The sequence below is a fragment of the Pedobacter sp. Bi27 genome, assembly GCF_918698255.1.
In the GTDB taxonomy this organism is placed as follows: domain Bacteria; phylum Bacteroidota; class Bacteroidia; order Sphingobacteriales; family Sphingobacteriaceae; genus Pedobacter.
On sequence record NZ_CAKKMW010000005.1, the window covers coordinates 161,998 to 176,845 of the forward strand.

Consider the following 14,848-nt stretch of genomic DNA (forward strand, 5'->3'; position numbering starts at 1 on the left):
CCCTGCCTAAGGGCAGCATAACCATCGGCGGTGGCGTCATTCTGCGAAAGCAAGCTGTGGCTTTACCTTTTAGGTAGAGAAAAGGTAACGCCGGGGTAACCCTGGGGTAAGCTTGGGGTTAACTTGGTAGCAACAAAGGGTAAAGAACAGGTAAAGCAGGGGTAATTAAATACGGCTCTTTTGCTGGCTCTCCAGGTAGGCTGCTAGTAAATCTTTCAGGTAAAAACGATCGCCACCAGGTTTTTTATCGGTTTTAACGTGCCATCTTTTACCTTACGTGTAGGTGCTTTCGCTAATGTAATCTTTAACCTGTTGGCGGGTAAATTGCGTATTTGGGTCGCCAAAGAGATCGATAAATTAAGATTAGTTGTACTTCGGTTTGATAAGAAAACGAGCAGCCATTTTCCCTGAAATACCCTATTTTACCGTTGATTATCTTTACAGACATTAAAATCAGGGAGCACCTAAAATGAATTTAAATGACCAGGAATTAGATTATTGCTATTTTTCCCGGAATAGTTTCGGGTATTCAATTACCAATCCATAGGAATCGGTTTTTAGCTCGGCCTTAAATGTCGATTTTTCGTTTTCGTACAGGTACACCGAATCTGATATTTTGGTATAATATTGTCTTACAGGCATTATCATATCAGCAATAATATCTATGTATATCACCTCGATCCTATTGCTCGATTGTCCATTAAAAACCAACCTTCTTATTGGCAATGTATTGGTAAGAGGTGTTAATGATATATCAATATCTACGCAATCATCAAATCGATGATCGATCGTATTGTTGACCAGCCAAAAAGCACCTTTCTTCTCTAGAAGAATTGTTTTTTTATATCCGCCCAATATGACGTTTATTTCAACGAAATAGGTTGCCCACAACGTATCCGTAAGAATTTTATATAAGATTTTAATCGCCTGGTTATTAACCTGGCCTGTAATAACGGATGTAACTGAGATACCATTATCTGTTTCCGTTAAGGTACAATTTTCGAGGGACCTGTATTCCAGGCCTTCCCATGTTATTTTTCTCTCCATTATGATCTGAGATTAAACAATCTTAATGCCGACTTGGTTTTAAGCAGCCTAAATTCATGTGTCCGGCCATGAGCGTCATTCCAAAGGATAACCATCCCTAAAGCATTTTTAACCTAGGCAAATTAACCAGGCATGATTGGTGACATCTTAAAAAGCCAAATGGCGCTCCTAATCCTCAAGCCCTTGGAGAATATCCCGGCCTAAAGAAAAACCTCCAGCAACACAATCACAATCGCTGCTGTCAATGTATTCAAAAAATTGACCACATCATTCCCGATCAACCCCTTGCGCTCCAGTACAGCCCCTAGGATGGAATCAGTAAGGTTACCCAGCGTACCTGCAAGAACAATAAAGAAAAAGCTGATGCTCCATCTCCAGCCCAGCGCATAAATGCCAGCAATAATACAGCTACCCGCCATACCGATCAGTGTCCCTTCCAGACTGATCACCCCGTCCATTCCGCAGCGGTCGGGCTTAAAGGAAATAACATTAAAAAACCGTCTTCCATAAAGCATCCCCAGCTCAGAGGAAAGGGTATCCGCTGTAGCCGAGGCAAAGGCTGCCGCCATTGCCGGAAGCATCAAATAAGCCAGCCGGGGATAAGACAGGGTAACTATTGCAGCAATGGCCGCAGCTCCGGCATTTGCCAGTACCTGCATTGCATTACGGCCTTTTTTTTCTTCGTCCGTGGAGGCAAAAGCCTGCTTTCTGTGCCGCTCCAAGGAGGTGGCAGCAGAACCGAGGATAAAAAACACGGTCATCATTGCAAGCCCGAAGTAACCTGCAGCGGTAAAAATAAGGCATGCCAGTACTCCGCCCGTAAAAGCGGCCAGAACCGTCAGTTTTTTTGCCAAGATACTGTAGGCCATGCCGGAAATAATGATGATAGGCAAAAAGATGCCACTATTGAACATATCACAAATATATTTGAAATATATTTACGAAAAAGCACATGGAAATATTTGTGCTGTAACAAGCTACCCAAAACGTCAAAATCGCTATCTGTCGGGAGTTGGATAATTTTTTAAAAGTTAAGCGCTGTTTAGTAATATTGGAAGATCCTTATGGCGGATAACCGAGATCGACCTCTTGTGAAGCGGAATACTGTCTCATGCAACGTTTAATACCTGTGTTATATTAATGGTGCGTATAAAATACCTAAAATCCAAACGAATAAAACCAGCCTTCCCTCCCACTTGTTTTTTAATAAAAAGATTATGGAACAAGAGAAAAGCAGTGCCGGAAGGGATAAGATCTCCATAGCAGCCAACAATGATGACAAGCGCAGGGAATTCCATCAACAAGAAAGCGCTCAGGTAACTCCAAAGCACCAGGGCCGTCCAAAAGAGGTTAAGGGCACCATCGCCAACCTGAAATGGAAAGCACCATCAAACGGAATCGCAGGCTTATTATAGCCTGACCGCAGCGGTAAACCGCTGCTTTTTTTGTATTATGATCCTGCCTTGTTTGCCACAGATTTTGCTGCCCGGTAAACAATTTCGGCCTTGCACTATTAGAATGTAATTTTACAATATGCCTGGTGGAAATACACCGTCTCAGATTAATAGCAAAAGATTTATGAAACCTTTTTCGGCCCGGAAGCGTTAAAGAAAGATAGGTAATCCCTGCATCATGAAAACATCAGCTAAAAAAGAAAAGCCGAACAAAGACAGCCGTCTATTCCCCATCAATGATGAAGAAACAGTAAGAGGATCTGGCTTTACCTACAATGAGAAAGAGGAACGCACCGATAAGAGCGTTCCCAGGGAAAAAATTGAAGAGGAACAAGTTGTTCAACTGCCTGATCTTGGCCAGCAAAACCGCCCATAACATGACCAGGAAGCTTCTTCTTGCCCAAGGCATATTTTACCTGCTCACAGGCATCTGGCCACTGCTTCATATAGAGAGCTTCGTCTTGGTTACCGGCCCTAAAACAGATATCTGGCTGGTAAAAATGGTCGGACTGCTGAGCACAGCCGTTGCGCTATCTATACTCTCACAGTTAGCCCAGAAGCAACGGCCGCTTCTACTCTGCATCAGTACCGCCATCAGCTTTTTCGCCATTGACCTCTACTACACCATAAGCGGCACGATCTCGAAAATCTATCTGGCTGATGCAGCGGTTGAGCTGATCTTCATCATCATCGCGCTTTTTGCTTCCGGCAGAAAATTAAAAGCTTAAAACAATGCCCGCACTGATATTCCCTCAATAAATAATTGGTGCCCCATTTCGCAGAACGCTTCATCCTAACCTACAATGCCACAGCAGCGTCATTGTTAAACAGAAATAATAATGACAAAAGATAAAGACCAACCTGGAATTGCAGACCTCCTGATGAGTAAAGAACTGTTGGAGCATTCCAAAAAACTGATATCAAACTCAAATCTGATTATTAAGCAGTTAGAATTGCAATTACATTATTGTAAATCACTTGTAAAATCATTTTCCGTTAGAAACAACCATCACCCCTAAAACCAGCACTGTCATAAGTACTTTCTTTGCGATCATCAACGATCACCCACAGATGCTCAACAGTTCCGCAATGAGGTTCACAGCCTTCCACAGTAGGCAGCCAGTAAATCTTTCGATTAAAACAGTGTAGCAGTATAGCCAGGGTATTATAGGCCTTAAAAAATCATTCCTTGATTTGCTTACAAGCTTCAGGGGTTTGCATACATTCACGCGATTTGGCTTACCGACATTTGGGTTATGGAAATGAAACAAATAGCATTGGGCAGCCAGGGTTTGGTTGTGCCCGTGATCGGCCTGGGCTGTATGGGCATGACGGGTTTTGAAAAAGCGCATATGTATGGTCCTGCTGATGAGCAGGAAGCCATCGCAACGATTCAGCGTTCGCTTGAGTTAGGCGGTAATTTTTTAGATACTGCCGATCTGTACGGACCGCTGAAGAACGAGCAGTTGATCGCTAAAGCGATCTGTGGTAAACGTGACCAGTATATTTTGGCGAGCAAGTTTGGCTGGGAGATCGATGATAACAATAAGGTAACCTGGGCGATTAATGGCAAGAAAGATTACGTAAAAAAATCTTTGGAGCGTTCGCTCAAAAATCTGAATACGGATTACATCGATCTGTATTACCTGCACCGCCTGGATAAAAATACGCCGATTGAGGAAACAATTGAGGCAATGGCTGAGCTGGTTCAGGAAGGTAAAATTGGTTATATCGGTTTGTCGGAAGTTTCGTCTGAGACGGTTAAGCGGGCGCATGCGGTGCACCCGATTACTGCCGTACAGAGCGAGTACTCTTTGTTCGAGCGGACGGTGGAAGAACGTGGGGTTTTGGCAACCTTAAAGGAACTTGGTATTGGTTTTGTAGCTTACTCACCGTTGGGCCGTGGGTTCTTATCGGGGCAGATCAAAAGCATAGATGACCTGCCTGAAAATGATTTCCGTAGGGCGATCCCGCGTTTCCAGGGCGCACAATTCGACAAGAATATTGAATTGGTGAAAGCTATCGAAGTAATGGCTGAAGCGAAACAGGTCACTTCCGCGCAATTGGCCTTGGCCTGGATTATGAGCAACGGCATCTTGCCGATTCCTGGAACGAAACGCCGGAAGTACCTGGAGCAAAACATTGCGGCAACAACTATTGAATTAACGCAGCAAGATCTATCACAGCTGGAAAGCATTGTACCTTTAGGTACGGATACCGGCGCGCCTTATGATGAGTTTAGTATGGGCTTAATTGATTAATTTTGTTTTATGAACGCCATTAACTCCATATCGGAATTTCACCGTTTGCTGTCCTTAACAGAACCCCGCCACCCGCTGGTGAGCGTGATCAATTTGGCAGAAAGTATTTTTTTGGAAGACGAGATCTGGAAAGGTTTCGTTAACCGCTTTTATTGCGTGGCACTAAAACGCGAAGCCAGAGGCAAAATCAGGTACGGACAGCAGCATTATGATTACGATAAAGGAGTATTGAGTTTTACCGCGCCTAACCAGGTGCAACAACTGGACCTGCAGAATATGGAATGCGGGTCTGGTTATCTCCTGATATTTCACCCAGACTTCCTGTTACAGCATACACTGGCAAACAGCATTCATCATTATGGTTTTTTCGATTACGCGGTTAACGAAGCGCTGCACCTGTCGGCCGATGAAGAAGATGACCTGATCACGATTCTCCATAAAATAGATAAGGAGTGCCAGCATATCGATAAGCATACCCAAGAGATCATACTTACGCAAATCGAGAGCCTGTTAAAATACTCCAACCGTTTTTATGAGCGGCAGTTTTTGACCCGCAAGAACAATAATTCAGCACTGCTGGTCAGGTTCGAGCAGTTGATTGATGACTACTTTAAAGGCGATGTACAGGGTTTGCTCACTGTACAACATGTTGCTACGCAGATGAACCTGTCGCCGAATTACTTGAGTGACCTGCTCCGGATTCATACGGGGCAGAACACACAGCAGCATATTCATGAAAAACTGATCGCGAACGCCAAAGAAAAACTTTCCACAACCAGTCTGTCGGTCAGCGAGATTGCCTATACCCTGGGCTTTGAACACGCGCAATCCTTTAGCACACTTTTCAAAAAGAAGACGAATTTATCGCCACTGGAATTTCGTCAGGCTTTTAACTGATTACTGGGACAAACTGTGTCCGGAAAATATTCTTTGCAGAAATATTTACCGCAGTCCCGTTTGGGTCGATCAGCGCTTGGCGATGTATTCTATCAATAAATAGTACTATCCTGCTTCCAATTTTGAAACAAGCGTTGCCCTGGGATTGTTATGTATAAAACACGAAACCCTTATGGACAACTTTACCGTAACTCTTAGTCCCAACCATAAGTTCCATTTCCAGGTTGAACAGCACCCGCATCACGTTACCGGTGGCTGTAAATACAAAATCTACCAGGACGGGAAATTTGTGGCCAGCCTGGAACCCGACAGCCGGGATTTTTTGCATGTATGCCAGAACCCGGCAGCTATTGAGCTGGAGATCCTCCATATGTTAGCAGAGCAGATCGAACTTGTGCACCCTGGCAGGGCTCATTTAGGAGAACTTCAAAATATTGAACTTGACAGCGATGATGAGCTGGAAGCACCGCCGCAATAGCTGTCTTAATATTGTTCAAGAGGGATAAAGGTAGGCGGCGCAGTAAATGATTTGAATATGGCTAACACCCAAAGAATAACGGCGCCTGACAAAAGATTAACCTTTAATTTTCAGATAAACAGTAAATATTGAACCTTCTCCCAATTTACTATCAACGGTAATCCTTCCACCGGAAGCACCTACAATTTCCTTAACCAGGTAAAGCCCGATCCCCGAACCGTCACCAGACTGGGAAATCCGTTGGTATTTCCCGAAAATACCCGTTAAGTTATTTTCGCCAATCCCAATTCCGTTATCTTTTACGGCAATTACCATAAAATCTCCTTCCTGATGGGTTTTGATCAAAATTTCCGGATTCCTTTCGCTTGACCTATATTTTATGGCATTATTAACCAGGTTATAGATTATGCTGCGCAGTTTACGGCGGATATATAAGATTTCTGAAAAACCGATATCAGTCTTTATCTTTGCAGATGATTCATTTATCTGCGGTGCAAGCGTGAGCCTGATATCTTCCAGGATATGCTCAAAATCCAGCAGTTCCTCCACCGCTTTATACCGGTGCTCTTGTTCACGGGAATCGGTTAGCTCATGGATTATCTGTTGCATTTTAGTCAGGCTGTTCTCCACCTTTTCCAAAAGCACTGGAAACCGTTCCATATCTTTCTCCGGTAGTTTTCTAAGCATCTCGATCGTAAGTCCCAGACTGGTGAGCGGTGTTTTTATATCATGCGAAATAGTATCCAAAAGCAGCTCATGCTCAGCAATCAGTTTTTCCTGCTCTTTTAAATCGCGTATGCGCATGGTGATCTCCACAAAAGTGATGATCACCCCATTTGTTTTCTTGTCACGCTGAACGATATATGGCAGAATGTTCATCTGATACCAACGCAGGTCTGTGGTCTGAATTTCCTTTTCCAGCACATCTCCACTGTCGATAACATGCTGAATATTCTCGATAATAGTCGGAAAACGAAAATTTTCTTTGATATCTGCGATAGGCCTGCCTACATCAGCTAGCTTTAGGCTGAATTGGCGCATGGCCGGTGGCGTGAACTTTCTCAGTATCAGGTGTGCATCGACAAACAACTGGGGAATGATCGTATTTCTGAAATAGTTTTCCAGCTCTTCATTAAGTTCGATAAGCGCATTGATCTGCTCAGCTTTGTTCTGCATGCGTATGGCCTACAGGGTGAGTCCGGATCGGCAGTGCAAGATAGACAATAAATACATATCTATCGCCACAATCATGCACCTACTACACACCAATCTGAACTAGACCTGGTCAGTTCTTTTGGCAGATTTAAACCTAAATGTTCAGAAATACTTATACAAGTTTTTTTAACCCTTCTACAAACAGTATCACCATCAATACAAGAAACGTCCTGTTTCGAAAAGTTTAATTTCCATAATCAAAACAAATGTTTACAATCAAGGTTATTCTACCAAAGCCCGGAATATACTATGATCAAACGCATACTAATCATTGAAGATGATCCCGGGATTCTGGAACTGCTACATCTTATATTTGAAACCGAAGGATACGCGGTAGAGGGCTTTTTAAACGGTAAATCAGCAGCTGAGATTATTTTGCTCAAGCCCGATATGATTATACTTGATATTAAGATTGTAGGATCAGTCCAGACGGGCGACCAGATCTGCGCGGATCTGAAAGCCACAACACCATTGTATATAACACCTGTACTTTTGTTATCAGCAGAACCAGATCTGCCGGAACTTTCCGCTGCATGCTTTTCTGATTCATTTATGGCTAAACCATTTGATCTTGACAAATTATTGAACAGGGTTGCGGAACTCACCGGATAAAATAATAAAAAATGACAGCTTTGCGGGAGCCCTGTTTTTCTCTAATACACCAACAATTTGAACTTTGCCCAGAACCATCCAAAGGTCATACTTGCCATAAATGCCTCTCCTATCTATAATATTATTTTCTCAGTAATTTCAGCCCTGATCTCCTAAGCAAGGTTTCATCGGATTATATCTGACTATTTGGTGTATTCAAAAGACATATATAACCCCTTACAGCCGCGGCAAGGTGAAGGTGAGTAAAGAACCTTTCCCCAGATCGCTTTCTGCCCATATTTCCCCGCCGTGCAGCTTTATAATCTCCGAACAGACGTACAGTCCTATCCCGAATCCCGAGATCAGCTTATTGCCCTCCGCACGGTAAAACCGCCCAAATATTTTCGGAAGCTCTTCTTTTCTAACTCCGATCCCCTCATCCCTTACGCTTACCCTCACCTGCTCACCGGCTCCAACACATGACACCAGGATAACACTTCCCGGTCTGGAATACTTAACCGCATTGCCAACAAGATTTGAAATGACCTGTCCAAGTCTTCCCCTGTCTCCATTTACCATGTGGCTTTCCACAGGATCAAAAATAAATTTATGGGTACCATATAACATTAACGCTTCCTCTTGTGAATCTCTGATCAGCTCACTAATATCAAATTTTGAACTGTTGACATCGATCTTTGCCGATTCCAGTCTCGACAAATCCAAAAAACCGTTAATCATGTCAGTCATGCGCTTGGTCTGTTTAACAGATTGTGATAAGGCACGATGGATGATTTCGTCGGGGTTTTGCTTTGACCGCGATTCCAATAACTGGAGATATGCAGAAAGTGAGGTCAATGGTGTCTTGAGTTCGTGGCTTACCACACCCATAAAATCGTTCTTCCTTATTTCCTCCATCTTTTGTTCGGTTATATCCATAACTACACCGGTGAATGCAGAAAATGTGCCTGAAGGGTCTGCTGTAAGATTGCCGATTGCCCTGAGCCACCTCAGTTTATTATCATGCAGACCGATAACAGGATAACTAACATCATAATCTCCATTATTATAAATTGCGTTTTCAAGTTTACCGGAAATAAAGTCCCTGTATTCAACTGTAATCTGTGCGATTGCCTGTTCAATGGAAAGCGCTTCATCGGGGTAATAACCGAATAATTCCTTAAACCGGGCATCGGTAATGAGTTCCCTGGTAACTGAATTTATATACCAAATGCCGAAATTTGCCGCCTCAACTGCGAGACGGAGGACAAGTTTCCCTTCCTCAATGGTTTTTTGGGCGGAAATGAGATCGGCATTTGCTTTTGACAAACGTTCGTTGGCCGCCTTAAGCTGATCATTGGAAACTGTGAGCTCCTCATTAATCGCGGCAAATTCCTCGTTCATGGTCTGCAACCTTAAAGCGCTTTGTTCCAGCTGCTGTTGCCATTGGTCCCGTTCGGTTACGTCCCTGGTCGTTCCTGAAACGGCGACGACTTCGCCGCTCTCATTGAAAACAGGATTTAGGATATAATCATACAACCTTCTGCCCATGGTGGCGTGCGGAAAAGCCACTTCGCCCCTAACCGGGTTTCCTGTAGCTATGATGCTGTCAATCTCCCGCTCATGCATATCTGCATGCCATGGTTCGTAACCATTTTCCAGCAGGTTCTTCCCTATTGCTTCGTCCCAGGATTTGCCCCACATCTGCAAAAGTGCGGCGTTTGCATAGGTGAACCGATACTCGAGATCGAAAACGTACATCAGGTCTGGTGTTCCGGAAGTGATGGTTTCGTAAGTGCGCTTCTGCTGCTCCAATACTTCTTTAGAGGCTGCCAGGTGCTGTTCGGCTAATTTGCGTTCCGTAATATCCGATTCCACACCAAACCATTCTTTTACCTCCCCTTTATCATCAAAAATCGGCACTGCCTTGGAAAAGGTCCAACCGACACTTCCATCAGCCCGTTTCACCCGGTGTTCAAGCTGAAAAATGCTCCCTGTCTCGATCGCACTTTGAATGGCATGCTGTACAAGTTCAAGGTCTTCTTCATATACATACTTGGATTGCCAACCTGGGGTTGCATCCTTTGCGTCATGGCGGACCCCATGGCCATCGAGCCCAGTCAAGATGGTCCAGTCTGGGTTCATACTGTAAACTACATCCGAGGTCGCGGTCAATAATGCCTGAAAACGTTCCTCATTTGTAGCAGAAAGAGATAAATAGGTTAATTGTTTACCCATAAGTTGGCATTTGGTAATATCTGAAACCAGAAAATAAGCGTTTTGTTTGAAATTATCATTAATGACGTTCTCTATTTGCGTGCAATAACACTATTAGTTACAAAAGACTTAGCGGCGGGGTAGTTTGGATACGAAATACTGCTTTATGCTACGTTAAATACCTGCAACCTATTTAACAAAGCGCACAAAATACCTGAAATTGAAAATGGTAAAACCTAGCCGCCTTTCTGCCAGTTACCTGTTAAAAAGATTATGGAACAAAAGCGAAGCAGTGTGCAAAGGGATAAGATCTCCATAGCAGAAAAAGTTGATGACAGACGCCAACGGTTACAGCCATTAACGTGCCAGCCACCTTTAGAAGGACGCAGCCGATCTGGGTTAATTAAAGGAAAAATCGTTAACCTAAAGTGGAAAGCGCCATCAAATGGAATAGCCGGTCTATTATAAACCGAAGAATCGCAGTGGTACAGTGCCGCTGCATTTTAAATTTAACATAATGAGAATAACGAAACCTGCGGTGTGTGTGGGTAATCGTCAGGGACATATCATCGCAGTTGGTGTATAGGTTATTTTTAATGAACAGCACAAATATGAAACTCTACAGTACATTGCGCTTTGTTATATGCGCTTTATCAATAATTTCGTGTAATAGCTATGAAAGAGACAGGCAGATCAAAGCAGATCTTACGATGAAAGCAAAAGAAGATGTAAATTTTGCTGGCGTAAATTTTATTGTCCGGAACCGCAATGTAAAGATCTGGGGTTATTGCCCAACCTATAAATCCAGAATGGCCATCATTCAAAAGCTGGGTACTATTCACGTCATTAAAAATATTGACAATCAAGCGGTTATAAGACCACTAACTATCGGTCAAGATTTTGATTTGAAACAACTGGCAGATAGTCTCCTGGCAACACATCCCGAATCATGGGCGGTTATAACCGACCGAAATATCATACTAAAGGAAAATATTAAAGAAAAACAGCTTCCAAAGCTATTCACCAGCGCATCCCCGAACGGATCCTAATCAATCAGACCACTGTGAACTGAACCAATTCAATAGGAAACAGTTAGCAGTACTTGCCACTGGTAATGTGAATGCTAACTATAATTTATTGGAGTAGCTATCACGACTGAACGCACAGAAAGATTAAGGGGTGCGTTTCTACCTACCCAATGCTTCTTCTTGTTCTGCGCCATTTGTGCTATCAATACTTTTTTGCATGGCACGGTAAGCAATTGTTGCAAAGATTGCAAATACAATGTGGGCTGGAATACGTTGTAAATAGAACCGTTTATAATTCATAAGTGGGCTTAACGGATGGACGGCAAATGTTGCTTTCCAGATAGCAATTCCGATCAGGCCGCTCACTGCGCCCAGACACACCCCACAGGTTCCTGTAGGTTTCAAGGTCTTTGAATCCCATAACTTAACATATACAGCAGAAAACGCAGATCCCATTGCGTAATGTGCAGCCCACGCTGAAACGGATCTGACACGTTTTGGAAGAAAAGGCAATACCCTGCTAATCAAGCCATTTAAGCGCTCAGATTCTCTAAAGTCTTGGCCTATTAATGACATTAATGCACTTGATGCTGTCATCATCGTTGTTCCGGCAATACTACAGCCCACAGTTTTAACGAGCGGATTTATCATATCTGGTACTAGTTAAATTTAAACAAATTCAAGTTTTCCGACCACATTTTTAAATTAAAAAAGAGAAAAGAATAAAGAGCTTATTCCATTTCCTGTTCGGCTAAACCTTCGAGGAACCATCCTGATTTATATTCAAAATCAACGCGCTCACCTGATCTGTTAATTACATAGCTGGTAAAATCATGGGCTATGATCCGTTCATTTTCAAGGTATTTTTTTGCCAAAGCGGCATATTCTTTAACATTAAGGCCATCCTTGACAATGTAATGGGGTTCTCCTGTTTCACTCCAAACTGTTTCTATCACACCAGATTCGAACCTGTTAGCTTCCTCTGTGGTTAAAGGATTGTTTGTTTCGTTAATTCTTGCCATTTTTCTGTTGTTTAGATGTACCAAGATTAATAACAGCTGTTACAAAGGATTGTTCTTTGCAAAGCAATTGAGCATGAAATAGGAGTCAACTTTAGTACCCAGCTAGGTGAGCTACAGCTGTCCTGTTCTTAGGTATGTTTTGTTAAGCAAAAGTTTAAATGCCCCGGATCAATGGGTTGTTATCCGTTTCTTTGTTATTATCTTCCTCGCTGGATGCCTGGCTGTGTTCCGGAGTCTTCGGATCATTGATGAGATTTCCTTTTCCGGCAATTTCACGGTAATCGGTATTTTCTGGAAGCTCGGTTTCTTTGGGCAAACTGGTCTGGGGAATTTTTCCCGATAGGTTGTTTTCCATAATGTGTATAGATTAATCTATTACTCCATTGAAGATGGCTGTTAAAAAAGAACCTTTACCCCAAAAAAAAGGTTTTATAATCTTTACGTTTTTCTAACAGAATTTCTTCTGTGATTTTGCGGGGAATACCAGTTCTGGATCATAGCCTGAAAGAAAGCCCCACAAAATAGCTTTTCCTTGCATCATGCTGAACGCCATAATTAAGGCCACCATCAATAAGCAAATCCTTAGACAGCTCATATTGCAGCGCAGCATTCAGAAAGTTTTTTAAATGGTTATCTTTAAATTCATAGGTATAATAGGTTTCAATGATACCGTCAAGCTTTTTAGTAAGCGGATGTGATACGGTAAGCGTCTGCAAAATCTGGTTGTGATGTCCGGAGCCTTCCTCCTCCTGTAGCCGGTCTGCTTCAACCTGAAAGCCTAATTTCCAGTCATTTCCAAATTTAATACTCATTGGAATGATGATCCCCCCTTCATATTGGCTCTCTCTGTCTGCACGGGAAGTCGGAAACTTCACATATGGGAGCAGCGCAATAGCGAATTTCCCTTTATCATTGCCCAGCAGATTTTGTTTCAACCTGAGGGTAAGGTCACCAGATCCACTGTTCCGATCAAAACTGCTTTCGGTATTAAAATCCTTTTTTACCACAAAACTTTCAAAGGTAAGCTGGATGGCTGTCGAATTTGTTAACCCAAGCTTTATATTGGCCAGGTTGAAAAGATACTCGTCGCTCCTTCCCGCATTGCGGTTTTCGCGCTGAAAGCGAACAAGATCGGTCTCAAACTGAAAATGCCCGGCATCAATGGTTTGCGGGCTTTCGGTTACATCTGGCCGATCGGTTTCCATTTCCCTCAAACTATCACCCGGAACTGGCCTGAATAAATGATAGCAGGTTTTTTGCTGGCCGAAAGCCCCAATATTGACAACGCTTAACAGCGCGAGAATTAAAATAATATTGTATAGTGTTTTCATTTGGTTCTGGGGTCAGGTTTCAATTGCCTTTCCAGCGATTTAAACCTGAAGAGATTAAAAACGCCACACTGGGTAGTGTGGCGTTTTGCAGGTATTCTAGGCTGTAACGCCTGTATTTGCTTCAGTTAAAGCGATTTCTGTCAACAGGCTGTCGGTATCTTTTTCTTCCGCAAGTGTAGCAGCCAGTAACTCTTCGGCCTCAGCATGCTCCATCAGCTTTGCAAAGGTTACAAGGGTTCCATAACTTGCTATCTCGTAGTGCTCAACTTTTTGTGCCGCGGTGATTAATGCAGCATCAAGTACCTGTGGCTCACCGCCAAAGCTTTCGATAATTTCGTCTGCCTCTTCCAGGAGACCTTCCATTGCCTTACACTTTTTACCCCTCGCAGTGAGACCTATTGAGTTAAAAACCTCTTTCAGTCGGTCAATCTGCCCTTCGGTTTGGGCATAATGGGTTTCAAAAGCATTTTTCAGTTTTTCACTGCCGGCAGCTTCTGAAAGTTTTTTAAGGCCTTTAAGCAACTGCTTCTCCGCACCAAGTATATCTCTTAGTTCATCCACAAAAAGTTCATGAAGATGCGCATTTGGCATCTGTACATCATTTTTTTTATTTGCCATGTTTTTATAGTTTAATGTTCATCATAAGAACAGTGCCTAACAAAAAAAAGTTTAAAAAATTTAAACTTTGAGTTCTTCCTTTCAGGCATTTTATAGGTTTATCTAATAAAAGAAATATTGGTAAGCGGGTGCGAAGTTTTTTTAAGGGAAACAAGCCAAGTAGAAACGATCCTGTAAGATTTCCTTTAGCTACAGACATCACAATTTGCTGGATATATCATAAAAAGACTTTAAAAAGTCAAGGGCAGCGTTACCCTTTTGAGCATCTTCTTTTAATAGAAAATCGTCCCCGAGGGGGAAAAAGCCAGGCAGTTTTTGGTATTCTTCGTGTTTTATTGATTTAAAACCCATGGTCCAATCCGGGAAATTGCGTTCTTTTAGAAATGACTCCCTTAATACCAGTACCCCCTGATGCCGTTCGTCTTTTGCTATCTTTTCGAAAAGTTTTTTCACACTACTTTCACTACCTTCCAGCACCTGCATAAAACGCCCTTCATATTCCGAAAAATATCTTCCTTCCATATATAAAAGCATACCTGTAATGTCATTTGCCAGGTTATCTACTCTGGATTTGTTGAGTAAGCTGGTAAGACCATCCACCGGCATTAACGTCCGGGCTTTGCTAAAATAGATTAAGTGAAATAACAAGATAAATTAGTTAAGTAAAAAACTGTTTCAAATTATGAATTTAT

The 14,848-nt window shown here is 42.6% G+C and carries 19 protein-coding genes; 9 read left to right on the forward strand and 10 right to left on the reverse strand.

What is annotated here, in order from left to right; translation table 11 throughout:
* Positions 1-501 precede the first annotated feature (501 nt).
* Together LQ227_RS17790 and LQ227_RS17795 are read right to left on the reverse strand one after the other, a co-directional pair.
* Entirely contained in the window at positions 502-1,047 is a 546-nt protein-coding gene (locus LQ227_RS17790) for a putative glycolipid-binding domain-containing protein (RefSeq protein ID WP_230150221.1), read from the reverse strand.
* 200 nt (positions 1,048-1,247) lie between these two features.
* A complete protein-coding gene (locus LQ227_RS17795) occupies positions 1,248-1,961 on the reverse strand; it encodes a DUF92 domain-containing protein (RefSeq protein WP_230150223.1) in 714 nt (237 codons plus the stop codon).
* Positions 1,962-2,264: 303 nt separating this feature from the next.
* Here LQ227_RS17795 and LQ227_RS17800 point away from each other — a divergent pair, with 303 nt between their 5' ends.
* From LQ227_RS17800 to LQ227_RS17830, 7 genes are all read left to right on the forward strand, one after another.
* Positions 2,265-2,462 carry a hypothetical protein gene (locus tag LQ227_RS17800; protein WP_230150225.1) on the forward strand — a complete coding sequence of 66 codons (198 nt, stop codon included), beginning with the start codon at positions 2,265-2,267 and terminating at the stop codon, positions 2,460-2,462.
* Between the two features lie 217 nt (positions 2,463-2,679).
* Complete coding sequence (locus LQ227_RS17805) at positions 2,680-2,877, forward strand: hypothetical protein (protein ID WP_230150227.1); 198 nt, start codon at positions 2,680-2,682, stop codon at positions 2,875-2,877.
* 1 nt (position 2,878) lies between these two features.
* Complete coding sequence (locus tag LQ227_RS17810) at positions 2,879-3,229, forward strand: hypothetical protein (RefSeq protein WP_230150229.1); 351 nt, start codon at positions 2,879-2,881, stop codon at positions 3,227-3,229.
* A 111-nt stretch (positions 3,230-3,340) separates the two neighbouring features.
* Complete coding sequence (locus LQ227_RS17815) at positions 3,341-3,520, forward strand: hypothetical protein (protein ID WP_230150231.1); 180 nt, start codon at positions 3,341-3,343, stop codon at positions 3,518-3,520.
* A 237-nt stretch (positions 3,521-3,757) separates the two neighbouring features.
* Positions 3,758-4,762: an aldo/keto reductase gene (locus LQ227_RS17820; protein ID WP_230150233.1), complete on the forward strand. Its 1,005-nt coding sequence runs from the start codon at positions 3,758-3,760 to the stop codon at positions 4,760-4,762.
* A 9-nt stretch (positions 4,763-4,771) separates the two neighbouring features.
* Positions 4,772-5,659 (forward strand): AraC family transcriptional regulator, encoded by an 888-nt coding sequence (locus tag LQ227_RS17825; RefSeq protein ID WP_230150235.1) that lies wholly within the window; start codon positions 4,772-4,774, stop codon positions 5,657-5,659.
* Between the two features lie 172 nt (positions 5,660-5,831).
* A complete protein-coding gene (locus tag LQ227_RS17830) occupies positions 5,832-6,137 on the forward strand; it encodes a hypothetical protein (RefSeq protein ID WP_230150237.1) in 306 nt (101 codons plus the stop codon).
* Positions 6,138-6,233: 96 nt separating this feature from the next.
* Here LQ227_RS17830 and LQ227_RS17835 read toward each other — a convergent pair whose 3' ends face one another.
* A complete protein-coding gene (locus tag LQ227_RS17835; RefSeq protein ID WP_230150239.1) occupies positions 6,234-7,313 on the reverse strand; it encodes a HAMP domain-containing sensor histidine kinase in 1,080 nt (359 codons plus the stop codon).
* A 288-nt stretch (positions 7,314-7,601) separates the two neighbouring features.
* Between LQ227_RS17835 and LQ227_RS17840 the strand changes: the two genes are divergently transcribed.
* Complete coding sequence (locus LQ227_RS17840) at positions 7,602-7,964, forward strand: response regulator transcription factor (protein WP_230150242.1); 363 nt, start codon at positions 7,602-7,604, stop codon at positions 7,962-7,964.
* Between the two features lie 216 nt (positions 7,965-8,180).
* Here the strand turns inward: LQ227_RS17840 and LQ227_RS17845 are convergent, their stop codons facing one another.
* Positions 8,181-10,178 carry a PAS domain S-box protein gene (locus tag LQ227_RS17845; RefSeq protein ID WP_230150244.1) on the reverse strand — a complete coding sequence of 666 codons (1,998 nt, stop codon included), beginning with the start codon at positions 10,176-10,178 and terminating at the stop codon, positions 8,181-8,183.
* A 689-nt stretch (positions 10,179-10,867) separates the two neighbouring features.
* Here LQ227_RS17845 and LQ227_RS17850 point away from each other — a divergent pair.
* Positions 10,868-11,206: a hypothetical protein gene (locus LQ227_RS17850; RefSeq protein ID WP_230150246.1), complete on the forward strand. Its 339-nt coding sequence runs from the start codon at positions 10,868-10,870 to the stop codon at positions 11,204-11,206.
* A gap of 138 nt (positions 11,207-11,344) precedes the next feature.
* Here LQ227_RS17850 and LQ227_RS17855 read toward each other — a convergent pair whose 3' ends face one another.
* From LQ227_RS17855 to LQ227_RS17880, 6 genes are all read right to left on the reverse strand, one after another.
* Entirely contained in the window at positions 11,345-11,836 is a 492-nt protein-coding gene (locus tag LQ227_RS17855) for a hypothetical protein (RefSeq protein ID WP_230150248.1), read from the reverse strand.
* Between the two features lie 80 nt (positions 11,837-11,916).
* The gene (locus LQ227_RS17860; protein ID WP_230150250.1) at positions 11,917-12,207 is read right to left on the reverse strand and encodes a hypothetical protein; all 291 of its coding nucleotides are present in this window, start codon (positions 12,205-12,207) and stop codon (positions 11,917-11,919) included.
* Positions 12,208-12,361: 154 nt separating this feature from the next.
* The gene (locus tag LQ227_RS17865; protein WP_230150252.1) at positions 12,362-12,562 is read right to left on the reverse strand and encodes a hypothetical protein; all 201 of its coding nucleotides are present in this window, start codon (positions 12,560-12,562) and stop codon (positions 12,362-12,364) included.
* A gap of 139 nt (positions 12,563-12,701) precedes the next feature.
* Complete coding sequence (locus LQ227_RS17870) at positions 12,702-13,538, reverse strand: transporter (RefSeq protein ID WP_230150254.1); 837 nt, start codon at positions 13,536-13,538, stop codon at positions 12,702-12,704.
* A 96-nt stretch (positions 13,539-13,634) separates the two neighbouring features.
* Positions 13,635-14,156, reverse strand: a complete 522-nt coding sequence (locus LQ227_RS17875) for a ferritin-like domain-containing protein (RefSeq protein ID WP_230150257.1) — start codon at positions 14,154-14,156, stop codon at positions 13,635-13,637.
* A gap of 198 nt (positions 14,157-14,354) precedes the next feature.
* Positions 14,355-14,804: a BLUF domain-containing protein gene (locus LQ227_RS17880; protein ID WP_230140138.1), complete on the reverse strand. Its 450-nt coding sequence runs from the start codon at positions 14,802-14,804 to the stop codon at positions 14,355-14,357.
* Positions 14,805-14,848: the final 44 nt, after the last annotated feature.